Source organism: Virgibacillus sp. AGTR, assembly GCF_016919725.2.
GTDB classification, from domain to species: Bacteria; Bacillota; Bacilli; order Bacillales; family Amphibacillaceae; genus Virgibacillus; species Virgibacillus salarius.
In genome coordinates, this window is the sequence record NZ_JAJERH010000063.1 from 1 (window position 1) to 25,550 (window position 25,550).

At 36.8% G+C, this 25,550-nt stretch carries 25 protein-coding genes and 3 pseudogenes; 23 read left to right on the top strand and 5 right to left on the bottom strand.

Annotated features, from left to right (window positions below):
• Nucleotides 1-35: 35 nt before the first annotated feature.
• Nucleotides 36-275, bottom strand: a pseudogene (locus tag JUJ52_RS23765) (MFS transporter); the annotation flags it as partial.
• Between the two features lie 585 nt (nt 276-860).
• Nucleotides 861-2,009 carry an MFS transporter gene (locus tag JUJ52_RS17800; protein ID WP_205388354.1) on the bottom strand — a complete coding sequence of 383 codons (1,149 nt, stop codon included), beginning with the start codon at nt 2,007-2,009 and terminating at the stop codon, nt 861-863.
• Between the two features lie 195 nt (nt 2,010-2,204).
• Here JUJ52_RS17800 and JUJ52_RS17805 point away from each other — a divergent pair, with 195 nt between their 5' ends.
• The 12 genes and pseudogenes from JUJ52_RS17805 to JUJ52_RS17860 all read left to right on the top strand — a co-directional run bounded on the left by JUJ52_RS17805 (nt 2,205) and on the right by JUJ52_RS17860 (nt 15,265).
• On the top strand, nt 2,205-3,053 hold the full coding sequence (locus JUJ52_RS17805) for a LysR family transcriptional regulator (protein ID WP_026682929.1): 849 nt from the start codon (nt 2,205-2,207) through the stop codon (nt 3,051-3,053).
• Between the two features lie 200 nt (nt 3,054-3,253).
• Nucleotides 3,254-4,104: pseudogene (locus JUJ52_RS17810) on the top strand (aminoglycoside 6-adenylyltransferase).
• 147 nt (nt 4,105-4,251) lie between these two features.
• Nucleotides 4,252-4,818 carry a GNAT family N-acetyltransferase gene (locus JUJ52_RS17815; RefSeq protein WP_026682930.1) on the top strand — a complete coding sequence of 189 codons (567 nt, stop codon included), beginning with the start codon at nt 4,252-4,254 and terminating at the stop codon, nt 4,816-4,818.
• A gap of 240 nt (nt 4,819-5,058) precedes the next feature.
• On the top strand, nt 5,059-5,814 hold the full coding sequence (locus tag JUJ52_RS17820; protein WP_121604767.1) for a class I SAM-dependent methyltransferase: 756 nt from the start codon (nt 5,059-5,061) through the stop codon (nt 5,812-5,814).
• Between the two features lie 207 nt (nt 5,815-6,021).
• Complete coding sequence (locus JUJ52_RS17825; RefSeq protein ID WP_205388355.1) at nt 6,022-6,873, top strand: AraC family transcriptional regulator; 852 nt, start codon at nt 6,022-6,024, stop codon at nt 6,871-6,873.
• 442 nt (nt 6,874-7,315) lie between these two features.
• Nucleotides 7,316-7,906, top strand: a complete 591-nt coding sequence (locus JUJ52_RS17830) for a nucleotidyltransferase family protein (RefSeq protein WP_205388357.1) — start codon at nt 7,316-7,318, stop codon at nt 7,904-7,906.
• A 248-nt stretch (nt 7,907-8,154) separates the two neighbouring features.
• Nucleotides 8,155-8,618: pseudogene (locus JUJ52_RS17835) on the top strand (NUDIX hydrolase).
• 527 nt (nt 8,619-9,145) lie between these two features.
• Entirely contained in the window at nt 9,146-11,215 is a 2,070-nt protein-coding gene (locus tag JUJ52_RS17840) for a peptidoglycan D,D-transpeptidase FtsI family protein (RefSeq protein ID WP_121604768.1), read from the top strand.
• Nucleotides 11,216-11,411: 196 nt separating this feature from the next.
• On the top strand, nt 11,412-11,708 hold the full coding sequence (locus JUJ52_RS17845; protein ID WP_026682935.1) for a hypothetical protein: 297 nt from the start codon (nt 11,412-11,414) through the stop codon (nt 11,706-11,708).
• Between the two features lie 696 nt (nt 11,709-12,404).
• Complete coding sequence (gene eutH, locus JUJ52_RS17850; RefSeq protein WP_121604770.1) at nt 12,405-13,505, top strand: ethanolamine utilization protein EutH; 1,101 nt, start codon at nt 12,405-12,407, stop codon at nt 13,503-13,505.
• 54 nt (nt 13,506-13,559) lie between these two features.
• Nucleotides 13,560-14,204, top strand: a complete 645-nt coding sequence (locus JUJ52_RS17855) for a YczE/YyaS/YitT family protein (RefSeq protein WP_034679802.1) — start codon at nt 13,560-13,562, stop codon at nt 14,202-14,204.
• Between the two features lie 395 nt (nt 14,205-14,599).
• Nucleotides 14,600-15,265, top strand: coding sequence for a hypothetical protein (locus JUJ52_RS17860; RefSeq protein WP_166530357.1), 666 nt, complete (start codon nt 14,600-14,602; stop codon nt 15,263-15,265).
• Between the two features lie 126 nt (nt 15,266-15,391).
• On the opposite strand, the gene JUJ52_RS17865 is transcribed toward JUJ52_RS17860, so the two are convergent.
• The gene (locus JUJ52_RS17865; RefSeq protein WP_205388360.1) at nt 15,392-15,541 is read right to left on the bottom strand and encodes a hypothetical protein; all 150 of its coding nucleotides are present in this window, start codon (nt 15,539-15,541) and stop codon (nt 15,392-15,394) included.
• 279 nt (nt 15,542-15,820) lie between these two features.
• On the opposite strand from JUJ52_RS17865, the gene JUJ52_RS17870 reads away from it, so the two are divergent.
• Both JUJ52_RS17870 and JUJ52_RS17875 read left to right on the top strand, forming a co-directional pair.
• Nucleotides 15,821-17,281, top strand: a complete 1,461-nt coding sequence (locus tag JUJ52_RS17870; RefSeq protein WP_205388361.1) for a SulP family inorganic anion transporter — start codon at nt 15,821-15,823, stop codon at nt 17,279-17,281.
• Nucleotides 17,282-17,362: 81 nt separating this feature from the next.
• On the top strand, nt 17,363-17,779 hold the full coding sequence (locus tag JUJ52_RS17875) for a universal stress protein (RefSeq protein WP_121604773.1): 417 nt from the start codon (nt 17,363-17,365) through the stop codon (nt 17,777-17,779).
• Between the two features lie 701 nt (nt 17,780-18,480).
• On the opposite strand, the gene JUJ52_RS17880 is transcribed toward JUJ52_RS17875, so the two are convergent.
• A complete protein-coding gene (locus JUJ52_RS17880; RefSeq protein ID WP_205388362.1) occupies nt 18,481-19,605 on the bottom strand; it encodes an NAD(P)/FAD-dependent oxidoreductase in 1,125 nt (374 codons plus the stop codon).
• Nucleotides 19,606-20,058 carry a DinB family protein gene (locus JUJ52_RS17885; protein WP_051388465.1) on the bottom strand — a complete coding sequence of 151 codons (453 nt, stop codon included), beginning with the start codon at nt 20,056-20,058 and terminating at the stop codon, nt 19,606-19,608.
• Between the two features lie 120 nt (nt 20,059-20,178).
• Between JUJ52_RS17885 and JUJ52_RS17890 the strand changes: the two genes are divergently transcribed.
• The 9 genes from JUJ52_RS17890 to JUJ52_RS17930 all read left to right on the top strand — a co-directional run bounded on the left by JUJ52_RS17890 (nt 20,179) and on the right by JUJ52_RS17930 (nt 25,407).
• Entirely contained in the window at nt 20,179-20,757 is a 579-nt protein-coding gene (locus tag JUJ52_RS17890) for a hypothetical protein (RefSeq protein WP_205388363.1), read from the top strand.
• Nucleotides 20,758-20,799: 42 nt separating this feature from the next.
• Entirely contained in the window at nt 20,800-21,372 is a 573-nt protein-coding gene (locus tag JUJ52_RS17895) for a hypothetical protein (RefSeq protein ID WP_121604777.1), read from the top strand.
• A gap of 69 nt (nt 21,373-21,441) precedes the next feature.
• Entirely contained in the window at nt 21,442-22,374 is a 933-nt protein-coding gene (locus tag JUJ52_RS17900) for a manganese-dependent inorganic pyrophosphatase (protein WP_205388364.1), read from the top strand.
• A 126-nt stretch (nt 22,375-22,500) separates the two neighbouring features.
• On the top strand, nt 22,501-22,653 hold the full coding sequence (locus tag JUJ52_RS17905; RefSeq protein ID WP_026682946.1) for a small acid-soluble spore protein P: 153 nt from the start codon (nt 22,501-22,503) through the stop codon (nt 22,651-22,653).
• Between the two features lie 317 nt (nt 22,654-22,970).
• Entirely contained in the window at nt 22,971-23,168 is a 198-nt protein-coding gene (locus JUJ52_RS17910; protein ID WP_121604744.1) for a hypothetical protein, read from the top strand.
• A 283-nt stretch (nt 23,169-23,451) separates the two neighbouring features.
• Complete coding sequence (gene mscL, locus JUJ52_RS17915; RefSeq protein ID WP_026682044.1) at nt 23,452-23,841, top strand: large conductance mechanosensitive channel protein MscL; 390 nt, start codon at nt 23,452-23,454, stop codon at nt 23,839-23,841.
• Nucleotides 23,842-23,849: 8 nt separating this feature from the next.
• Nucleotides 23,850-24,401: a DUF4269 domain-containing protein gene (locus JUJ52_RS17920; protein WP_034679333.1), complete on the top strand. Its 552-nt coding sequence runs from the start codon at nt 23,850-23,852 to the stop codon at nt 24,399-24,401.
• Nucleotides 24,402-24,468: 67 nt separating this feature from the next.
• The gene (locus JUJ52_RS17925) at nt 24,469-24,819 is read left to right on the top strand and encodes a DUF4260 domain-containing protein (RefSeq protein WP_026682046.1); all 351 of its coding nucleotides are present in this window, start codon (nt 24,469-24,471) and stop codon (nt 24,817-24,819) included.
• A gap of 201 nt (nt 24,820-25,020) precedes the next feature.
• Entirely contained in the window at nt 25,021-25,407 is a 387-nt protein-coding gene (locus JUJ52_RS17930; protein ID WP_121604778.1) for a spore coat protein, read from the top strand.
• The last annotated feature ends 143 nt before the right edge of the window (nt 25,408-25,550 follow it).

The window sequence follows — 25,550 nt, forward strand, 5'->3', positions numbered from 1 at the left end:
GCAGTACCCCCTTACTATTCTTTCTACAATTTTATTTATAATACCCTCCTACTAACAATACAGCCAGAAGCAATTGGAAGATATGAAGGTGTTAGTCCACCAACCATCACGATTCCTCCAAGTGCAGATCCCATGGAACCACCTAAGTAATTAGCTGAGCTGTTTAAAACAACTACAGCTGGTCCGTGTTCTGGCTGTAGCTGAAGTAATACATGCTGCTGTGGGGCCAATGAAGCCCAACCCATTGCTCCCCATACCATGAAGGGGAGAAATGCTAGAAAAGTAATTCCAAGCACCAATGGTAAACTAAACATTGCTAATGCTAATAGAGCAAGTATTCCACCTATAATCCAGCTTGGACGTCCTATTCGATCAATAAGCGTCCCAATAGATAAGTTTCCGATAACACCACCAATTCCCCATGCCCATAAATATGGTGTTACTTTTGGTACACTTGCAGTTGTTTTGAAGAAAAATAACGAAGCAGCTTGGACCATTTCTTTGAACGAGAATTTTGAAGTTGATTCTGCTGCCTCCCAATCAAATGTTGGCAATATTCGTTTATATAAAGCAACCTTAGAAGAAAATCAGCCAATTACGCTCCACTATAAATCGTCAAACTAAAATTAATTGTACTATTAGTGATCCCTACATTACTTTTTAGATGTAAGTATGCTACGTAATACGTAAGATTATATATAAATATTTGTTGCACCTTGTTAGGATGAATTATAAAATAACCAGAACGATTAACGGTCTAAGCTCTATGACAAACAGGGCAAAGGCCAATTAATCGTTATTTTTTCTTCACTGTCTATTCATAGTTTCTTATTATCTACTTCAAAAGGTCTTACGGCATGTTACTTCTTTCGTTGTTTATTTATTATAAGTATGATCAATTGCCCTAGAAAAGCCACTAGTACAAGGCAGCCAGAAGCAATTGGAAGATATGAAGGAGTTAGTCCACCAACCATCACGATTCCTCCAAGTGCAGATCCCATGGAACCACCTAAGTAATTAGCTGAGCTATTTAAAGCAACTACAGCTGGTCCGTGTTCTGGCTGTAGCTGAAGTAATACATGCTGCTGTGGGGCCAATGAAGCCCAACCCATTGCTCCCCATACCATGAAGGGGAGCAATGCTAGAAAAGGAATTCCAAGCACCAATGGTAAACTAAACATTGCTAATGCTAATAGAGCAAGTATTCCACCCATAATCCAGCTTGGATGCCCTATTCGATCAATAAGCGTCCCAATAGATAAGCTTCCGATAACGCCACCAATCCCCCATGCCCATAAATATGGTGTAACTTGATGAATTTCCTGTAAATCTTGCAAGATTGGAGCAATATACGTGTAAAGACCTAAACTAGCGAGGGCAGCAACAAACGTTATGCCCACTGTTGCTGTGACACATCCATTAGTCATCATTGCAAAACGTTGGCGCAATGAAGCTGGTTGTGAAGCAGGAATGTCCGGGAACCAGAGTATAATCCCGATCATAGCAATAATGCCGAGTGTAGTAATTAACCACAACGTACCGTGCCAACCTATCTCTGTGGCCATAATTAATCCAAGAGGAACCCCTATGACTGTGCCCAAACTCATACCACCTAATACCGTACCTAAGGCACGTCCACGTTTTTGAGGAGGAACTAGTGCGGCTGCTGCGGCTGTTGCAAGCGGTGAATAGAGACCAGCTCCAATACCTGCAATTGCCCGAGCCAATAGTAGCAGGGGGAAATTCGAGGCAAGTGCACTCAATGCATTACCTAATGAGAAAATAACTAGTGCGATAACTAATATTCTTCGAGCTGGTTTGCCCGCTAATAATGTTGCGAAAACGGGGGCTGCAAGTGCAAAGCAGAGGGTAAAGACAGTGACTGCCTGTCCTGTCTGTGAGTCGCTAGTCTTAAAGGTTGCTCCGATATCAGGTAACAAACCAGCTACTACATAAGCATCAAATCCAAGCGTAAACATTCCTATAGTGAGAAGAAAAACCATTCTCATTTTACCCCTCCTTAAATGTCTCAGTATAATTTGTCAATGCTAATCAGAGTAGGATATAATTTTTTTGTTATATCGATATGTTATAATGATGGAGCGATTGACATTTGAAATAATATCATATCGATAGCCTCAATAGAATAATCAATATCTTAGAAGGGTATAACAAATAGTTATAACAGATGTGGGGTAAAAGAAATGAATACAGTGTGGATGCAAAGCTTTATAGAAGCTGCAAAGCAAAAAAGCTTGTCTAAAGCAGCTAAGGAAAATAATATATCTCAACCGGCATTGAGCAAACATATACGAAATTTAGAAAATGAACTAGATGTTGCGTTGTTTTACAGGACCTCTACGGGTATTGAGCTTACAGAAGCTGGAGAACGTTTTCGCTCTCGAATTTTACCTGTTATTACTGAGCTAAACGCGATCCGTCAAGATTTACGGCAGTTTTCACGAACTTCACCTATAGCGATAGGAAGCCTGCCTAGTCTAGCAACCTATTATTTGCCACCAATGATTAAGAAGCTTCAGTCTTTAGCCCAACCAGCAACGCTAATGATTCAAAATACTTCAAATGAGCTTGTACAATCATTAGAGGAAGGGAGACTTGATGCAATCTTTATGGATACAGTAAGTACAAGGGAATCCCTGTGGAGTTGCGAATTATTTAAGGAACCTTATTATGCGGTGTTTCCATTAGATCATCCGTATCGTTCTAGAAAAGCGGTCAAACTTGCTGAGTTATGCGAGGAGCAGCTTATTGTTCATCAATCTCCTTGTGATACAAGGAGTCGTATTATGGAGCACATGGAATTGATAGGGCAAAAACCTACTATTATTAGCGAGGTGGCTTTTGGTGATTTTATTTACGGAGCTGTAATAGCTGGAATGGGGATAACGATTGTTCCCGAAATAAGTGCAGAGCATATTGATCGTCATCAGCTTTTTGCTTTACCGATTATAGATTTCGGAAACGAGCGGTCGATTTCATTGGCCACCCGAAATGCTAAACTTGGATCACAACTTTATCAATATTTTTGTTGACATTGATTTCTTATATGTTTCCGTTAGGAGTGTAGCAGGCATTCTTACGTGTTTGGATACAAGTAGATAAGTAGTTTTAATTAGAAAGGTGAAAAATTCAGCACATTATAAGATATAATGGTTGAATACAAGTTAGATAAGTAAAATGATATATTCAAGATTAGAGATGGATGAATGAAATGAGAAGCGAGCAGGAGATAATGAATTTGATTATAAGGATTGCTAAGAATGATGAGCGTATTAGGGCTGTTTATATGAATGGCTCGAGAACGAATCCAAATGTTCCAAAGGATATTTTCCAAGATTACGATATCGTTTTTGTTGTGAGAGAAACATCCTCATTCATCAATGATGACAATTGGATCTCCAAATTAGGTAATCTATTAATGATTCAAGAACCTGATAAACTTGACAAAGGGATTGGTCAGGATAAGAATTTTGACGATACTTATGCCTATCTAATGCTATTTACAGATGTGACCTACGCCTTCAAACAGTTGATGTGATGAATCATACTTATACGAATGATAAGCTTACTCATCCAGTGTTGGATAAGGATAATATTCTGCCATCGATTCCCTCGCCATCTGATATCGACTATCATGTAAAGAAACCTACACATGGCCAGTTTGAAAGCTGTACAAATAATTTTTGGTGGTGCTTGCAAAATGTTGCCAAAGGAATATGGCGTGATGAACTGCCTTATGCAAAATTAATGTTTGAATATACCACAAGAGATTGTTTGGATAAAATGATTAATTGGTGGATTGGTATGGAACATGATTTTGGAGTGTCGACAGGGAAACTAGGAAAATATTTCAAGTACTATCTCCCTTCAACCTATTGGAAGATGTATGAAGCTACATATTCTAATTCGGACTATCAACAGATGTGGCATTCCATGTTTACTGCTTGTGAATTATTCCGGGAATTATCGTTAGATGTAGCTACATACTTTGGGTTCATCTATCCAAAGACGGACGATAACAACATAACCAAATTTCTAAAACATATTAAAGAATTACCAGCAGATGCAAAAGATATATATTAAATTACGAATAAATAAGAAAATTATTTGAATAATGGTATAACTGCATAAGTGTAAAGAAAGGAATGATTACTATGATCAATAAGCTAAATGGTATTAAAAAGGAAGCATTTGTATTTAGAAGAAAAACGATGCAGAGGAGATATTGTATTGAAGTCGGAGAACATAAACCATGATTTTGTTTCAGAAACAGAAAGATTAATAATTAGATTGTTAGATGAACAGGATTATAAACGGTGGCTGGAAGGGTTTAATAATAATTATCCTCCCCAGTACAAATATGATGATGACCACCTAGATATAAGCGAGTGGACGGAGGATGCATTTCAAAATGTTGTAAAAAAACATCGGGAATTAGCAGCTGATGATAGGGCGTATGTATTTGGGATTTTTCGAAAAATGGATGGTCAACATATTGGTAAAGTGGAATTTAGTACAATAATGAGGGGGGAATTTCAATGGGGGATGATTGGTTATCGTTTGCATAATCAATTTTGGAGATATGGCTATGGCAAGGAGGCAGTAAAAGAAGGATTGAATATCGCCTTTAGTCATCTTCATTTCCATCGGATTGAGGCCCATATAAATGTGGATAATATTCCCTCGATTAATTTAGCAGAGAGTGTAGGAATGGAGTTCGAATGTACACGTAAAGGATTTATATTTGAATTTGGAGAGTGGACGGATAATCTCGTTTATTATAAAAACGCAAAATAGCTAATTTCAAAATAGGTGCAGCTCATGTATCATATACTGACTGCACCTTTCCTATAGTCTAGGAAATTAAAGGAAATTATAAAATTTGCCCATATGGATAAAGATGGGCGTGTTGAGCCACGTTCAGCTCCAACGCCCAGAAACGTAGCGACTTCACGAATCGCCCTAAGTTGTTATAAGTTTGTAGTTGAATTTTCAAAACGTGAACAATAGATAATCTTAAAAAAAAGGGGAGCTTACATGAGCCAATCAATGGGGACCGAAGAGGCAATCAAAAGATGGGATAACTTCGCTGAAAATTATTCAGAAAACCATACGGAACAAGGTGATCTTCATAAAGAAATCTTTTTAAACCCAGCTTTATTCTCACTTATGGGGAATGTGAAGAATAAAAAAGTGCTTGATGCTGGATGTGGAGAAGGATATTTGAGCAGAATTTTATCTAAGCGTGGTGCCGCTGTAACAGCGGTGGATTATTCTCCGACCATGATAGAAATCGCTAAGGAAAGAACGCCAAAAGAATTGAACGTTCATTATAGTCATGGAAATTGTGAGGATTTACATCAACTAGAGGATAAAAGTTTCGACTTCATCGTGTCCAATATGGTCATCCAAGATCTTGCGGATCATGAAAAAGCATTTCGAACGATGTATCGGCTGTTAGCAGATAAAGGTATCTTTATCTTTTCTATATTGCATCCATGTTTTGTTACTCCAGAAAGTGGTTGGGAAAGAACAGAAAACGGAGAAAAGCTGCATTGGAATGTGGACAAGTATTTTTATGAAGGAGTCTATGAACAGCCCTTAGGTGATAAAGAAAACATGCTGCTTTTCCATCGAACGTTAACAACCTATATAAATACATTAATACATACAGGGTTTGTTTTGGAGAGCATTATCGAACCACAGCCATCAAAAGACATGCTAAAAAAATACCCTTCATTTGGAGAAGATTTTAGGTGTCCTGACTTTATTGTTTTTAAATTAAGGAAATAGTCGAGCTTGTGTTATTTGTTACAGGGTGCTTATTTCTCCATACAATAAGCACCTTTTTTTGTGTGCTACATGAAGTAATATGTATAAATATTATGAAATACTTATTATTAACCTAGCATTGTAAGCAAACATACTGTCAGCCTAGAGCACAAAGTGACAGGATACATGGTGAAATACTTGTTAAGATCTGATTAGGGAGTGGGCGATATGACGTGGGTCGAATCATTACAGAAGGCCATCAATTATATGGAGGAGCATTTATTGGATGAAATATCGATAGATAGCATCGCAAAGCAGGCGAATTTTTCAGCATTTCACTTTCAGCGTACCTTTTCGATATTGACGGATATATCTGTTGGTGAATATCTCAGACGTAGACGCTTAACATTGGCTGCGCATGAGCTTAATCGTGAAAATACGAAAATTATTGATATTGCCTACAAGTATGGCTACGACACTCCAGAAGCTTTTTCCAAAGCATTTCGCAGACAGCATGGTATAACACCGAGTGAAGCGCGAAAATATGCAGGAAGGCTTAAATCTTATAACCGCCTGGTGATTCAGGTTAGTGTGAAGGGAGCAGAACCAATGCAATACAAAATTGTTGAACGGGAAGCATTTCAGATTGTAGGGATTAAAGGAGAATTTTCGTGTATCAATCAGCAGAATCAAATTGATATTCCAAAAATGTGGGATAAAGTAAATGGGGATGGAACGGATGATTTATTATTCCGATTAAACGATGGTTTGATCGAAGGGGTGTTGGGGGTTTGTGTCGACAAAAGCTCGGAAGTAATTGATTATTGGATAGGTACAACCTATGAGGGGGACGTACCTGATGGGCTAGTGGCTTTGACTATTCCTGAATCAAAATGGGCTGTTTTTGAGGTGCATGGCTCGATGCCCGATGCCATGCCAAAAGTATGGAAACAGATTTTCTCTGAATGGTTTCCTTCGAGTGGTTATAAACATGCTGGTATACCGGAGTTAGAGGTTTATTCAGAAGAGGATCCTTCGAGCCCAGATTTGTATTCAGAAATTTGGATACCAGTGAAATAGAAACAGAGATGAATAGGTAGTTATTCATTCATTAATAATAATTGGGATTTCTTATTAAAATTCATGTTAATTTATAAGAGGTTGAGACAAAAGTCGTCAAAAAACAATCAAGAAACGAACGATAATTAGTTTAGATTCCACATATAACTGGCAATTAAACCCCCACTTCAAGCAATAAAGTGAAGCCAATATTGGTAAGTGGGGGTTCTCTGCCAGTAAATATCCAATTGGTTCAAAGGCCTTTAGGTCATACGTTTCTGGCACTTACAATTAGTGGGAATAAACAAACCCCCCATCATTTTAGGTTCACACCAACTTATTGAAGATAGTCAGTGTCTAGACTTAGATGCTTTACCAATAATTAATTTGTTTCCTTTTCACTAAAAGTCAATAGACGGAACAAATATTCACTAAAGCTTTTATTATGCTATAATAAGAATGTATGTTCTGGATAGGGGGAATATTCTTGTTAAAGAATAAAGAAGATGTCAGAAAGTTAATTCAAGCTGATGATGAGATGATGGAAATTTTGCAAGCTGCCAATACATTGAACCTGCCTGATTGGTGGATATGTGCCGGATTTATTCGTGCGAAAATTTGGGATACATTGCACGGCTTTACTAAACGAACTACTATACCAGATGTGGATGTAATCTATTTTGATATAGAAACGATAGATGAACAGGAGGAAAAAATTTTAGAAGCTAAATTAAAAAATAAAATGCCCAATGTTCCCTGGTCTGTTAAAAATGAAGCAAGAATGCATATTGTTAATAATATTCCACCATACACTTCATCAGTTGATGTGATATCTAAATTCCCAGAAACAGCAACTGCACTTGGGGTAAAGCTAGATAAAGAAGGTAAGGTAATTGTTACTGCACCTTGTGGTATAGCCGATGTCATCAATTTACAGCTGAAGCCAACGCCTTATTTCACAGAAACAAGAGAACGTGAAGCAATTTATGAGGAGAGAATAAGGAAAAAGAAGTGGAAATCTACTTGGAACAAGCTTAACATTTATCATACATAACTTTTTCATACAATCGGTAGATCTGTCCTATCAGTTTCCATTAAGAGCATGTAGTCGAACAAGAATAGTGGAGGAGGAGCCTAATTTGTCTTGGGAATATAAGTTATTATTAGCAAAAATTTATACCCCCACTAATTGAAGCTTCACTTTATATATTTCTTGTGAGATTAATAGATATATGTGCTATAGTCTGATAAAAAACTAATAAATTAAGAATTTTTAAAATAAAAATAGAAAGGTGCTTATAGATGAAAAAATGGCTTGGTGCTGCGGGAGTATGTGTTTATGACAGAAAGGTTCTAATGGTATTACAGGGAACCCCAGAAGAACCAAAACGTTGGTCTGTTCCTTCTGGCGGTTTAGAAGCAGGTGAAACCTTTGAGGAATGTTGTGTTAGGGAATAAAAGAAGAAACAGGCTTAAACGTAGAGATAAGACAATCTATATGGAAAAAAGAAAGACCATATGGGGAAATTATTTATTTTGCAGTTAAGGTGGTTGGTGGAGAGGAAACCATTAATGATCCTGATAAATTAATTTATCGTATAGATTGGAAATCACCAGATGAACTAACAAATTTAGCTTTATCCTATCCTGAAGATAAAACATTTTTAATCGAATACATACAAAATTATAAGCACGATGATTTGTCTATTAAAAATGACAGAGAGTTAATAGGTGAGCATCTCAATAATGACATCGATGAAAAGTAAGCTTCTACTTAGGCATTTTCCTTTGAGAGAATTCATTTTCCATAGCATGTAGTAGGTTCAAGAACTCCCTCTTATACCTGTGATGATGGATCGATAGTTGCATTCAAACAGTAAATTCACAGAGAGCTTCTAAAAAGTTTGCAGCTATGATAGATAATAAAAAGGAATACCTTATCATGGGGAAGGGGCAGAGGACTTTAAAGTAATACTGGAAAAGAATCTGATCATATACATAGTATACTATAGACATTGATAAATCCTTAATTACTCAAGGTATAGAGTGTTTAATTATTGCTTCTATAAAAGGAAATAATTGGTTGAATTGCAGGATAAGTAAATGATATGATTAACTCAAATATATTGTTATTTATTAAGTAAAAAGCATCAATTGAGTATTAAGTTGGATTGGATGGTGGTCTTAAGTTCCTGTATTTATATTTTTTGGCTAAAAAGTCTTAATATTCTTATTGTTAGAGGGGATAAGAGGTGTTAGATTACATAGCACTTGTAACAAAGGGGAAGATTAGATGGGAAAAAAGAACAAGCGAAGGAAGTTGAAAAGGGAGAGACTTCCTTTTCGATTAAACATTTTATTTTTTGTCATGTTTATTATGTTTTCTGCATTGGTGTTGCAGCTAGGTGTAGTTCAAATTCTGAAAGGAGAGTCATTTCAAGAAGAAATCGATCGAACGATTAGAGACACAACTAAGGTACCAGTGCCGCGGGGGGAAGTTTATGATAGTAATCATCGATTAGTAGTCACGAATAAACCATTGTACGCTATTACATATACACCCGCTAAGAGAGTGCAAGCGAAGAATCGATTAACGGTTGCTAAGAAATTAGCGCAATTAATTTCTTTTGATAGCAAAGGAATTTCGGAGCGGAATAAAAAGGAATATTGGTATTTAGAGAATAAAAAAGAAGCTGTTAAGCTGCTAAGCACAGAAGAGAAAAAGGAATTAGATGATACAGAGGAATATAATCTTATTTTAGAGAGAATCCCGAAAGATAAAATAAGTGATTTCACGAAGAATGAGCAGAAGATCATAGCCATTAAGCGGGAGTTGGATAAGGCATATGCTTTAACTCCCCAAATTGTTAAAAATGAGGGGGTAACGTCAGAGGAATATGCAATGGTTTCTGAACATCTTAGCGAACTTCCAGGCATTAATGCAACAGCTGATTGGGAAAGGGAGTACCCATTTGGTGACACATTTCAAAATTTAATCGGAAATATTACAACGCAAAAGAAAGGAATTCCAGCAGAAAAGGAGGAATATTTTCTAACTAGAGGATACAGTCGGAATGATCGTGTTGGGATAAGTGGTTTGGAAGAATACTATGAAAATGTATTACGAGGTAGGAAAGAGCAGATTCAATACACAACTAAAAAGGACGGTACGATTGTAGGTTCTGAAACGGTTGTTGAAGGTGAGGCAGGGAAGGATCTCGTCTTAACCATAGATATGGAGTTTCAGAAGAAGGTTGATAAAGTTGTGAAGGATGAATTAAAAAATATTATTCAAGCGAATCCTTATCAGCATCCATACTTAACAGATGCAATTGCAGTTGTGATGAATCCGAAGACAGGTGAGTTATTAGCTGTTAGTGCTGCGAGTCGGGATAAGGAAAAAAATGAATATGTAAATGAGTCGTATAGAGCATTGTACGATTCCCACTTGCCAGGTTCTGCAGTTAAGGGAGCTACGGTTTTAGCTGGGTATGAATCGGGGGTTATTTCCCCGGGACAATCATTTTATGATCGCAAACTGAAGATTAAAGGCGATCCTAAAAGAAGGGGTTCCTATAGGAATTTAGGTGCTGTGAACGATTATGATGCATTAAGACTGTCTTCAAATGTGTATATGTTTTATATCGCTTTAAAGATGGGGGGAGAACAACGGAATCCATTACCAGATGAGGCCAAAATTACGTTTAATCCGGATGCTTGGGAAGAAATGAGAAATTATTTTCAGCAATTTGGTCTAGGTGCGAGTACAGGCATTGATTATCCATATGAATCGACAGGATTAACGGGTGAAAATTCAACGATGGGTGGCTTGTTTATGAACCTTGCCATCGGTCAGTATGATACATATACTGCGCTACAAATGGCTCAATATGTGTCAACAATTGCCAATGATGGCTACCGCATTCGCCCGCATTTTGTAAAGGAAATTAGAAATCCAAGTAACTCGTCTGAGGAATTAGGTTCCGTTTATCGAAATATTGATACAAAGATTTTAAATCGAGTAGATATGGATCAATCATATATTACTCGGATTCAGGAGGGGTTCCATCGAGTTTTTCACGCAGCTGGCGGAACAGGTGTAAAATATTTTGGTAATAACGAGTATAGTAAATATAATGCGGCAGGAAAGACAGGAACTGCTGAAAATGCATATTATATAGATGGAAAGAAGCTAGCTGATACGGAGAACCTTTCATTAGTTGGTTACGCACCATATGATGATCCGGAAATGGCTTTTGCGATCATTGTTCCACATACAGGAAAAATAAAGGGGCGGTATCCAATTAATCATAGGATTGGTCAAGGAATATTAGACGCTTATTTTGAAACATATAAACCATAGAGCTTTCTTAAGAAAAAACGTAATTGTTGAGTGGCGTTTTAGTAAAACAGTAACAGCTATTTTAAACCAGAAAGTCGAACGAATTCGAATGCCACGTACATTTCGAAAGGTCGTTCGGCTTTTAGCTTTAACGTATACTTTTGTCTCAGTCACTTTCAGTTATAGAATAGGTACCATTATGAATGGAGGATGAGAGGTGAAGCTTCGTAGCGTTTTAGTAATGGCGATCTTAAGTATTATGTTGTTTGCAACTGGGTATATAACTGCGTTATTTACAAATAGTCAGACCTCAAGAGAAATATGGTTAACGGATCATGATGAAACGGTGATAATTACAAATATAGCAGATCAATCTGTCGTCGATAATATAATAATGATTTATCTTAGAAAAAAACAGCTAACAGCTAATATTAATGAACTTGGTAAACCTGATATGTCCATTCGTGTTGTAAGTCCGAGGGAACATACAAGTCTGATTGATTCTAAATTGTAGTTTGTAAAAGACGGAGCTATTATTAGTGAACGAGCAGGAGAATCTTCGAGTCAAGTGATCTACTATAGCATTGATGAAGCGAGTAAAAATTTTATTGTAGAGGAATTTAAAGCGAAAAAGTAAGCTGTGGAAACCGTCATGCGAGAAGTAATTGTAATACTTTAAGGGGAGGAGTGGGGAAATATGTTTATCAAGGAAGTTGAGAAACTAAAGAAAATTCTTAATGGGGAGTTAATTGCTATTTATCATATCAAGTATGGCAGTTAAAGGGGGAAATGCAAAACCTATCATGGATATAATGCCTATAGTAAAATCAATCACAAAGTTAGATTTCTATAATCAAGCAATGCGTAAGCATGGTATAAATCATGTGGTGAAAACGGTATTTTAGGAAAGGTATTTTCAAAAAAGTGGAGAACAGCGTAGAGATTATGTTCCTATGTATGAAATAGCAGTTTTGCTTTTAGGATTTATTACAAATCCTTCCATATGAAGCAAAACGGTATGGGAATGTAAAAGAGAGGCTGGCAAAACGATCTCCATTGATATAGCTATGTATATTCAAAATAAAGACGCAATTGTTAAGGAAATAGAACAAAAAGCATTGACTTGGTACAAGGGTTTGCGGTAGTTTATTCCTATTAGTATATGAAAGTTCACCTGTTAGAACAGATATAGAAAGAATGGAGAACTATAATGGGAATTAATGATGTCATTATAATTATTGTTGTCTGTTTTCTTTGTTTGGGTGCCATTGATAAATGTTTTGGTAATAGGCTTGGATTTGGTCAACATTTTACAGAAGGGTTTATGACCATGGGATCGCTTATGCTAGCCATGGTCGGAATTATTTCCTTAGCTCCAGTATTAGCTAGGATATTAACACCAATTATTGCTCCGATATACGGCTTTATCGGAGCTGATCCAGCAGTGTTTGCAAATACTATATTAGCCATTGATATGGGGGGGTATGCGCTAGCACAGGAAATGGCGCAAAATAAGGAGGCAGGATTATTTGCTTGGGTATTTTTAGGGACGATGATGGGCCCAACCATTGTATTTACAATTCCCGTAGCATTGGGGATTATTAGAAAAGAGGATCATACATATTTTGCAAAGGGTATCCTGTTAGGTTTGATTACAATTCCAATCGGCTGTTTAGTAGGCGGAATACTCGCTGGTTTTAGCATCCAGCTAATTATTATTAATCTTATACCGACATTGCTTTTTTCTGCTCTCATTTCCATGGGGCTGTGGAAGAAGCCGGGACAAATGATTATTGGTTTCTCTATATTCGGTAAATGTGTTGAAATTATAGCTATTATTGGGCTTACCGCGATTATTATTGAGACATTAACTGGTTTTATCGTCATTCCTTATCTAACACCGTTAGAAGAGGGGATTCAAATTGTTGGCCAGATTGCAATATTTTTAGCAGGGGCTTTCCCCATGGTCCATTTTATATCCAAGGTATTTAAGAAACCATTATATACGTTGGGTTCGAAGCTTGGTATTAGTGATACGTCTACAGCAGGTCTAGTAGCATCACTTGCCCATAGTATTCCGATGTTAACGCTGTTAAAACATATGGATGCCAGAGGGAAAGTCATCAATGTTGCCTTTGCCGTAAGTGGTGCGTTTGTTTTGGGTGGTCACTTAGGATTTGTAGCAGGAATTAATAAGGAAATTGTATTTCCTATGATTGTAGGGAAACTTATCGCTGGTTTTAGTGCAATTATTTTAGCAATGATTGTATTAAAAAAATCAAATGGGTCTGGACGCCATTCGTATAAATAGAACCTACGTCACCTGGCGAGATAAATATATATGATGAAAGAGAGAAGGGATAAAATGATAGTTGCCATCCGCTGGGGTATGTTTTTTGTAGGGTTAGCCCTTTTTAGTTTAGGAATAAGTATATCGATTAATGTTCAGCATTTAGGAATTCATCCATGGGATGTCTTAAATGTTGCATTATATGAAAAAGTAGGTCTTTCGATTGGGTCATGGACGATTATCATCTCTGCGCTCTTAATTATCATATCCTGGTTTTTGGATAAAAGCTATATAAAACTAGGAACTTTTCTAAATGGGGTACTGGTAGGTGTATTTGTAGACATCTATCTCTATCTTGACTTTTTACCCGTTGCAACGTATACATGGATCGATTATCTTATTATTATAGTTGGTATCGTTATTATGGGAATCGGTGGAGGAGTATACAATGCGGCAGGTGTTGGTTCTGGACCTCGTGATGGATTTATGCTTTCCATATCTGATAAGCTTGACGCATCTGTAGGCAAGGTGCGAATCATAACAGAGTGCCTTGTTCTCATAATTGGCCTGATATTAGGAGGCCCAGTGTTTTTATTTACCTTTATCTTTACATTTATTCAAAGTCCAATATTCCAATATATCTACGGAAGGCTAAGAGAGGAGATTACTCGTTTAGAACATAATAATCAGAACAAGCATCTCCCTAAGACACGTGCTTAACTGACAAGCTGCTCGAAATCATAGTTGTGAATGACGCTCGTTATTAGATCACCCTAAGTGAAGCTAAATATCGGGCGTCTTTTGCCAATTTTAGAGAACTACAAGACTCTCCATGAAATCAGAACAAGCCGGATTTAACGCATAGGAGTGACTAGAAAATGTTCGTTTTTAGGGATGGTAAGATTATTGTAATGAGAGGTTGTCTTCCAAGACATCATTGGTATAGGCATATAACAAAGTTTTATATTGTTAATGATTTTGAGTACAATTTGTAATTTTGTTGACAGAAAAAATCGATACTCATCTAAGTCCACTGTTATAAAATACGCTTTTAAAAACTAGACGTCTGATTTTACCATGCTAGAATGTAAGAAACTTAGCATGGGGGAGATAAAATGGATAAACGTGATATTGCTCCAAACATACTGATGGATGATCCGATAATGGGAGAGATTCACAGTATGGTCGACGAGATAATGATCTATGCTATCGAAGAGTTCCACTCTGTCCTTACAAACATCATGGAGAATATGAGGGTGGAGCTGAACGTTTCTGATGAATGGATGAATAGACTTTATGATTCGTGGTTATGCTGGACTATTTTTTGTTTTCATGAAAAACATACTAGCAAGACTATTTATCAGCAATTTCTTCAGTATAATAGGGAAAAATGGATAGATAAGTCTATAGCCATTCAGAAGCTATTATATCAATGGAACCATCTTAAACCAGGAATTTACGTGGTGGGAAGTGACTATTCTATTGGTGAAAATTATACATTTATCGATATAGTCGAAGGAAAGGTGAATTCAGTTATATTGCGTCAGCGAAAAACTAGGATAAATCAAGGGGATATGGTTATAGGATTTCTACTTCCATATAGACAAGGTCACTATCTTAGTATAGGTAAAACATGCTTAATACCAAATATATTAACCAATCAAGTTTCCTTAGCAGTTCTTTCCTATTTTAGTAAGCACGCAGCGTCCTCTAGGTTTACTGAAAGTTTGTATCCGGCTTTGTCGGCAATAGCAATACATACGGTGGAGCAGCATCTATGAAATGGAGCAGACTGACTTCAAAAGAAGCAGAGATTACTAAGATTATAGAGCGGCTATCAGCTAGAAAAATACGCATTATCTTTGTAAGCGTAAATAGAAGTCAATATAAGGTCACAAAAAAGTGGACTAAAGAGAAAGGGTCTCACTAGTCCATATTAGTTGCATGGCTCGTTCTAAATCGTAATCCACAATAACATCCTGTAACCAATACCAGCACAAGACAAGTGCAATTAACGTTATAATAATTAATAAAAAGACAATCATTCTTCCCTTCATTGTACTTCCTCCTTATATCTAAACTAAGCGTACCAAACAGGGTAATGTATGTAAATATAATCCATAGGTAAATGGAAAATATTTTTGAGTAAAAAGCTCTCATTCTAATAACTTGTTATGAAAATGGTAGAAAATAATAGTAAATAGAAGTTTTCTTGTTATGTACACGCTTTCTTTAGGTTTTTCCTCTTTTTTTATTTATGGTATGATGCATAGGTTATCTACGGCTAAGTCTCTGGAGGGCTTAAATAATCTAAACAATAGAAAGAGGTTGAACATTTGAAAACTGCACAATGGAAACATGAATGGTTTGGTAACGTCAAGGGTGATATTCTAGCTGGAATTGTAGTTGCTCTAGCGCTAATCCCTGAGGCGATTGCCTTCTCAATAATTGCTGGTGTGGATCCGATGATTGGCTTGTATGCATCGTTTTGCATCGCAGTTGTAATTGCTTTTGTCGGAGGTCGTCCGGGAATGATTTCTGCGGCAACTGGAGCAATGGCGTTACTTATGGTTAATCTAGTTGCGGACCACGGGTTGCAATATTTATTAGCAGCAACAATTCTTACAGGTATTATTCAAATAATCTTTGGTATCTTTAAGCTAGCAAGAGTGATGAAATTTGTACCACGTTCGGTGATGGTTGGATTTGTTAACGCGTTAGCTATTTTAATTTTTACTGCTCAGCTTCCTCATTTTAAAGGGGAAGGTTGGATCATGTACGGTTTAGTTGGGTTGACCTTAGCAATTATATATATTCTCCCACGTATTACAACCGCAGTACCCTCAGCGCTTGTAGCAATTATTGTCGTAACAGCAATTGTCATTTTAGGAGATATTCACGTAGGAACCGTAGGTGATATGGGAGCTTTAACACAACAGCTGCCCATGTTTTTAATTCCGTCTATTCCATTTACATGGGAGACGTTAACGATTATATTTCCTTATTCCTTAGCACTTGCAATCGTAGGGTTATTAGAATCGCTATTAACATCTAATATTGTAGATGATATGACAGACATGGAGAGTAATAAAAATAGAGAAAGTCGTGGACAGGGGATTGCAAATATAGTAGCTGGCTTTTTTGGAGGTATGGCTGGTTGTGCCATGATTGGCCAATCGGTGATTAATGTAAAATCAGGAGGCAGAGGAAGATTATCTACACTAGTAGCAGGTATATTCCTTATGTTTCTCATTATTGTATTAGGTGGATTAGTTGTACAAATACCGATGGCAGCTCTTGTAGGTGTTATGATTATGGTGTCGATTGGTACATTTGATTGGTCATCGATTAAAAATTTAAATAAACTGCCAAGAACGGATGCAGCTGTGATGCTAACAACAGTAGGTGTTGTGGTGTATACGCATGACTTGTCAAAAGGTGTATTAGCTGGTGTGTTATTAAGTGCCATTTTCTTTGCTGCAAAAATTTCTAGGATAAAGGTTACTAGTGAGCTTGTTCATCAAGGGCAAAAGCGCATTTACCGAATGGAGGGTCAACTGTTCTTTGCATCAGTCAGTGAGTTACCGAATAAATTTGATTTCACAGAACGTGTGAGTGAAGTGGAAATTGATTTATCAGAAGCCCATCTATGGGATGACTCTGCTATAGGAGCATTGGATAAGATCGAAATGAAGTTTGAGCAAAAACAAGTTCCCGTTCACTATACAGGTTTAAATGAAGATAGTCGGAGGCTTAAACAGCAGATCAGTGGCCTTTCCAAAGCTTCTGGACATTAATATTTGTTTTACCAAAGGCATCCATGTTTTTAATCGAAAGCACAAGGTTGTATTTTAATGAATTTCTAAGAGATGAGCCGTTTGTTCCAAAAAATATTATTAGCTGCTGATGGTTCTGAGCATTCTGTTCGATCCGCAAAACAAGCGATTGAACTTGCAGAAAAATTTTCTAGTTTAGTAGAAGTTGTTTATGTGATAGATGGTCAAACAGCAAAAGCAGATGTATTACATGCAACAGACAAATTAGAAATTGAGAAAAAACGTAAAGAAAAGTTGAAGGTTGTTGAAAATTTATTAATAGCCGCAGAAATAGAATATGACATAGCGATTTTACATGGAGAACCTGGTCCAACGATTGTATCTTATGCCAATGACAATGCATTTGATTGTGTTGTCATCGGAAGCCGTGGATTAAATAATTTACAAACGTTTATCTTAGGTAGCGTGAGTCACAAGGTGGCAAAACGAGTGAATTGTCCTGTAATGATTGTAAAATAGTAGGAAGAACATGATGTATTGTCAGATTGTAATAGTTCTACAATCTTCTTAAGCTGTCAAGTAATTTTTCTCATTAAAGAGCCTTACTACACACAAATTGTAGTAAGGCTCTAACTATTTAAGATAAAAATTAAACAACTTTATTATCTCTATAACCCTTTCATTGTAATAAAAGGAAATAAAATACAGAATTATGATATCTAATTGGTCTTTTTGTGTTTCCTCTACCAGTTGAGACAGGGGATAAAGATGAGTGAGTAAAGAAATAAAAAAAATAGCTAACAAACTACCGAATTTTTAATTTTAAATCTTCATCTGAATGTAGGAGGATTTAAGGATGCCCAACGAAGTAATTTTGCTATTCTCCAGTCAAGCTACAGAAAATCTGCCCCTGCAGCAATCCATTATTACTTAGGGGTTCTGGAAAAGAGTAAACCTGGAGAAGTGTACTTTAGAATCAAGAAAAAGCCGAGCTATTTGAGCCAGCTCAGCTTTTCTATAGATTATAATAAACTCCATTTAGTACGTTTTTCCCCTAGCACTGTAAAAGCTTTTTCCACTAATATTTAGCATAGGAGCATGCTTTGAAAAAATTTCTTTCTTTGTTTGTTAGGTTGTGTTTATCTTTAACGTTAAGTGTTTTGTTATGTCCCAGACTATGTGTGAGTAGTGCTAGGATGTTCGAATAGAGGTACTTACGTTTAGTTTTTAGTGATCGCTTTTTCTACAGGATAATCACATAGATGGATATCAACTTCTTCTTTCATTACAAGCTTGGATAGCTGTAAACCGATGAATGGTCCCATCGTTAAGCCAGTTGATCCAAGTCCATTCGCAAGTAATAATCCATGAAAGCCAGGGAGTGGTCCAATAACTGGTAGAAATCCTGGTGTGACTGGTCGGAAACCAACGCGAGCTTCAAGAATAGTAGTTGCTTCTAATCCAGGAGCGACTTCCATTGCCTTCGTAAGGATTTCATGCATTCCACCTGCTGTTACTCGGTGATCAAACCCTACATTATCTTCATGGGTTGCACCTAATACAATTCGATTATCAGGGAAAGTCAACATATATTGATTATTAGGTGGTTTTACGACGGGCCAATTAGATGCATCTCCTGTTGGCAGCTGAACATGGAGAATTTGTGCACGTTGCTCGTCCACTTGAAAATGAACACCCAACGGACTTAAAAGTTCCGTCATCCAAGCTCCAGTAGCAGCAATAACGGTATCTGCAGGGATTGTTTGGCTGTTTACATGTACACCATTAATTGTATTGTCTTTGTACGTTAACGCTGCGTTTCCCTTTATCAATATTGCTCCGTGTTTTTCCGCTGCACGCAAAAGTGCATCTCGTAGTTTTCTTCCATCAACTCGAGCGGCACCACTTACGTAGACCGATTTATAGTTACCGTTTAATAATGGGAACAATTCTGTTGTGGCTTGCTGATCTAATAGCTTTATTTCTCCTATTTCTGGAGCAGCAAGCTTCCGTTTTTCGGCGCGTTCTTTCATAGCAATTAACTTTTTATCATCATCATGCAAATGAATAGCTCCAACCTGTTCGTATCCTACATCCTCTTCGCCATCTTGATATAAGGAATGAATAAGGTTAGGATAGCTTCGTGCTCCTGCTTTTACGAGTTGATACCAAGCTTTATTTCGTCGTTGGGAGAGCCATGGGCATACGATACCAGCTGCAGCATCAGTTGCTTGACCATCATCAAAGCGATCGATGATCGTAACATGGTATTTATTTCTTGCGAGGTAATATGCGGTTGAAGCACCTAAAATTCCCCCACCGATAATAATTATTCGATTACTCATCTATCTATTTTCAACTATCTTCTTCATTGCTTTTATTTGTCCCAAGTGCTCTGCTTCATGAGAAAGAATCATTGCAAAAACGTCACCATATGTTTTGAAATTACCAAACGGTAATGTGTACGGTAAGTCTGTAGCAAAGAACTCATCTGTAAGTGCTTCAATTCGTGGAGCTTGATTCTCTAAATCAACGATAAGCGTAGCTAATTTTGGAGCATTCTCTGACCATTCAGATGGTTTTGTTCCCGTAGCAAATAACCCTTGATATGATACAGGAATATTCGTTGACTGTTTAGGATATCCAAATAATAGGCTCTCAGCAGTTACAAGGATATGCCCGATATGCCAACGTATCGTATTATTAAATCCCTTCGGTTGGATATCCATTATTTCCTTATCTAGCTGTTTCACAAAAGTTAATAAACTCCCACGTGTTAATGAAAATTGATTTGTCATTTCCGATTCCTCCATTCTTGATTCCTCTATTTATTATGATAAAAATAATCATGGAAAAAGTAAAATATTTGAAGGGTTTACCATACGAATAAAGAATTAATAAACAGGGGGGGATACAAGTTGCAACGAAATATTCTAGGAATTGCTATTTTAATTTTAGGTATTGGATTAATGCTTATTGGACCAATGTTCGCTTATTATGTCACGTTTAATGAAAGTTCTCTATATGAAATGGGAGAGCAGGAAAACAGGTTTATGTGGCAGTCCTTTTTTACGATTGCTGGTCGGTGGTTTTTAGGTGGGGTACTACTAATTGGCGTATCTGAAGTGATTCGCTTGCTCGTCTCTATTAATAATCATATCTATAATGATCGAAAACAAACTAGAGAAAAGGGGAAGCGAATGACCGACGATGAGTCTGGCTATAGTCAAACTACTGAACGAGAACAAACTGATATGCAGGAGGAATGGAACTTACGGCCAGCAGATGAAGAGAAGATTTATCACATATTTAATAATGAGGCAATTTTAGAAATGAGGCCAGCTCCCATCAAGGGGTATTGCGTTGTTAAACTCCAGGATAAAGATAGTCCTATAAATCCATATGTAAAAGTAGTTGAGGTAACAGAAACAGTTGCAAAAGAGGTTCGTAATGCTGAAATTAGGAAAAGGGTTTTAGAATGGTATAACGCACAATAACAGTAAAAACAGGAGAAAAATTTTCTTGAAGGAGTTTTTATAGTGAAAAAAACGAATTCAAAACGTACATGGGGTTGGTTTGGCTGGACATTTTTCATCGTACTATTCGTATCATTTATTGGATCTACGGTATTTTTCTTTGCGCTATTTGACATTGATTTAAAAGCCGTATTTCAAGATGAAAGAGCTAGTGGTTCTACAGAAATAGTTGATGCGAAAAATAATGAAAAGAAAGAGCAAACCAAAAAGATTGCTGAACAAGAAAATGAATCAGTATCACAAAATAAAGCGGATATAGGGGATTTTATCGCTCAGGCACATGATTTTTATAATGATACGACTGGATATGGTGCTATTAATGATATTGATTGGGATGAACAGGTAACACAGGCCCAAACGATTCGAGAAACCATAAATAACCAATTAGGCGAAATTGCTAATGAGTCGTTAATAAGAGATTTAGATGCGATCAAAAAACTGACGAATCAATTAGAACAAGAAAAAAATATGAATACGGTTCGTCAATTACATCGATATTTTCATGATTTAGATATTGTTTGGAATAATTACAGTAGATCAAAAAAATTATGGGGGGTAACGGAAACGGAAGAATAAACGCTATTCAATTTTAATTAATTTTGGTAAGCTAATAATGGTAGAAGCTTAATAGAAGGAGAATGATTCATGGATAAGACGTTAATTTTTGGACATAAGAATCCAGACACAGATACAATTTGTTCAGCTTTAGCCTATGCTGACTTGAAAAATAAACTTGGTATACGTGCAGAACCAGCAAGATTAGGGTCTGTTAGTAAAGAAACACAATTTGCGTTGGACTACTTTAATTTGGAAGCTCCGAAACTAATTGAAAAAGTGGAAGATGATGTGAAATCGGTTATTCTTGTTGATCATAATGAATTTCAACAAAGTGTAGAAAATATAAAAGATGTCCGTATTGCCGAAGTAATTGATCATCATCGTATTTCTAATTTTGAAACAAGTGAGCCCTTATATTTTCGTGCTGAGCCGGTAGGTTGTACAGCTACGATTCTGAACAAAATGTACAAGGAAAACAATATCCCTGTTTCCAAAGAAATTGCTGGTCTATTACTATCTGCAATCGTATCAGACTCGTTGCTATTAAAATCTCCAACTTGTACAAAAGAAGACGTGGATGCTGCATATGAATTAGCAAAAATTGCTGGAGTAAATCTAGAAACGTATGGAATGGAAATGTTACAGGCTGGTGCTGATTTAAGTGATAAATCTGTTTACGAGTTGCTTACCATGGATGCAAAAGAATTCTCCATGGCTGATGCAAAGGTAGAAATCGCACAGGTAAATGCAGTGGATACTGCAAAAATATACGAATTGCAGCATGAAATCGATCAGGAAATTGCAAAAATAGTGAATGAGAAAGACCTTAATCTTTTCTTGTTTGTAGTAACAGATATATTAAATAATGATTCCGAGGTATTAGCACTTGGAAGTGGAAAAGAAAAAGTAGAAGCAGCATTTGATGTCAAACTTGACGATAATAGTCGTGCGCTTCTAAAAGGTGTTGTATCACGTAAGAAACAAATTGTCACAGCACTTACAGACGCTTTTACGAAATAATCTATATGACAGAGGACCCAGAAAAGCAGTATGCGCTTTTCCGGGTCCTTTTTGAATTACCATGCCCATGTATAAATGGATATGCTCCCTCAAAAACTAAATGGAAGTTGAAAGGAGGAAGCTGACATGGCGGGTAAACCAAAAGGACCAAAGCAACAGGAACATCCAAATTTGCCGCAAAGTCCAAAACAACCCTATGGCGAACCGTTAGATGGTTCAAAGAAAGTTAAAAACGCCAATCATTCTAGACAAAAGCATAATCCCCATCACGGACTTTAGCTTGAAGGTATCCTTTTACTGGGTACCTTTTTGTAAGTTAAGAAAGTATAAAATCAGTGCAATGACTGCGTTAAGCCAAGTAGTTATTTTGAAATGTTTGATGTATATTGGCAATGCTCCGACTAATTACTTCGCTTTCTGCGGGCACGGCCTCAACTAACTTTGCAAAGAAGAACACGTTGCAAAGTGGATTTTCGGCTCGCACAATTCCCGCAGGAGTCTACGTAATTAGTCTCCGCTATGAGAAGGTGCAACAATTCTTGTCATAAGTAATAGGTTGACTTTTTTTACAATGGGTAAAGTGAAAATCGCTATCCGTGAGTATAAAAGTAGCTGTGTTACTTCATGCTAGCGTTGTAGAGCCTGATAATAGCGAAGGGCGGCCACTTCAACTCCTGTGGGAAATGTTTGACCTGAAGATCCACTTTTTTGAGCGGGTTTTGCTAAAAAAGTTAGCTGAAGGACAAACCCCACGGAAAGGGAAGTGGGCAGCCGGAGTGGTGGTCAAGCAGTAGCTATTATTCCATAATAGCTACTAGAGGAAACGTAAATCTGAGCATTTAGTGATAAGGACTGAGCGAATTTTGCTCAGTTTTTCTTACAAACAATGTCACGATAACAAGACTTTCTCCACTCGAGATTTTAAGTAATACTTCCAGCTATTCCGAGTTTGCACCATATAGGGGAAATTCGATAATGATAAAGGTCATATTGTCTCAAGTTCGTATTTTTTGTTCATTCACATTCTTAGAAGTATTTGCTATTATTTAGGATATATCCTGAAAGGAGTTGTTGCATATGTGGAAAGACTTTAAAGAATTTGCTTTTAAAGGAAATGTTATCGATTTGGCAGTTGCTGTTGTTATTGGAGCCGCTTTTAGTGCGATCGTTTCCTCACTTGTAGATAATATTATTACGCCATTAATAGGGGTTCTAATGAATGGGGTGGATTTGACCAACTGGAAGTATACTGTAGGAGATGCAGAGATACTATATGGAACATTTATACAATCGATAATCGATTTCTTCATCGTTTCACTATCTATTTTCTTTATTATTCGATTACTTATGAAATTTAAGCGTAAAAAAGAAGAAAAGGTGGTTGAAGAAGCACCTAAAGTAGATCCGCAAGAAGAATTATTGAAGGAAATAAGGGATTTATTGAAGGAACAGAATAAGGGGAAGTAGTGAAGTTAATGCATAAGCCTATAAGCAGAAGTAAACATTCCTTAGACCGTTTGAAATTTGGAGATTGGACGCAGAAATGCGCCTTCAAAGCCATAGAAAATATAAATATAATGGAGGATTTACAACAGTATACGCCATTTCTTTGTGGCACTTTTCCATTAGGGATACATACTGAAGCATCGGATTTAGATATAATCGTAGAAGCGCAAGACTTATCTGCATTTGCGGAAAAAATAAGATCATTATACGGTGGGTTTGACGCATTTTCTATAAAAAGGAAGAAAATTAGAAACCACGCTGTTGTGAAGGCGAATTTTTTATATCAAGATTTTGAATTTGAATTGTTCGGTCAAGCGCAGCCTGTTCATCAGCAATATGCATATCTACACCTGATTATCGAGGATTATTTGTTACAGTCCTTCCCTAGCTTAAAGCCATTAGTTAAAGTATTGAAAGAGAACGGTTTTAATACGGAGGAAGCATTTTGTGAGTTACTAGGTTTAGACGGAAATCCATTTGAGCAATTAATTCATTATGGAAAAAGGATACGGATAATTTAATGAAGCAAGGGAACCTTTCTCTCGTTTTCTCGTATTTACAAGTAAAATATACTGGAAGGAGAAGACTATGAATCCAAAAGCATGGATGCATCTTGAAGGGGCTGCTGTTTTAATGATTAGTATCTTTTTCTATGCAATGTACGATTTCAGTTGGTTTGTTTTTGCCATTTTTTTATTGGTACCTGATATTTCGATGGTTGGATATATGAAAAATACGAAATCGGGTGCTACGCTGTATAATATTTTTCATTCTTATATATTACCAGTGCTCTTAGTCGTTATTGGTTTTCTCTTTTTGTATTCATTCCTTATCATGATAGCTCTTATTTGGATCGCACATATTGGAATGGATCGAATGATCGGTTACGGTCTTAAATATCCAACAGCATTTAAAGACACTCATTTGCAGCGAGTTTGACACGCCATCATTGCAGGAACTTGTTCTTTTTGCTAAAGGGCTTTTTCGAATGGTATTTACTGACATATGTATAGAGGTCGTTAGTTTATAATTAGACAGAGGAACGAATAATTTTGTGTGATTATAGGTGATTGTCTTATACAAACTCTGGTTACTTGCCATAGGTTATTAGTGAACCTATTACAGGAAAGGGGAGTTCTCATGAGGCATCATCATCACGGGTGTGGTTGCCCGCCGAAACAAGTTGTTCATCCAACGAAGTATAACTGTGTAAAACAATGTAGTGAAAATGTAGTAGAACACATTCATCCGTCCCATACAACCGTAAAGAATCATCATACAACCATTAATAAACATGTATTTCCACATTCAACATCTGTACAAAATACACAAGGCAGTGTAGATGTTTATGGTGGTTCATTTAATGTTCCTGCTCCAGGAGACCAAGTAGCAGGAGCGATGGATCCAGGGTACGGCAATGGATATGGAAATGGAAATCAAGTAGCAGGTGCAATGGCACCAGGTATGGGCATGGGGCATGGTTGCCACAAGCCAAAACAGTGGCAAAAACCACATAAATGGTGTTAACTTAGATAAAAGGCTGGCATAATAAGTGTCAGCTTTTTATTATAGTCTAGGAAAATACATTAGCGTTGCACAAAAAATTTTAAAAATAGTCAAGTGCGCAAAACTGGAATATTTATCAAAAATATACCAATTAATAACTGTTA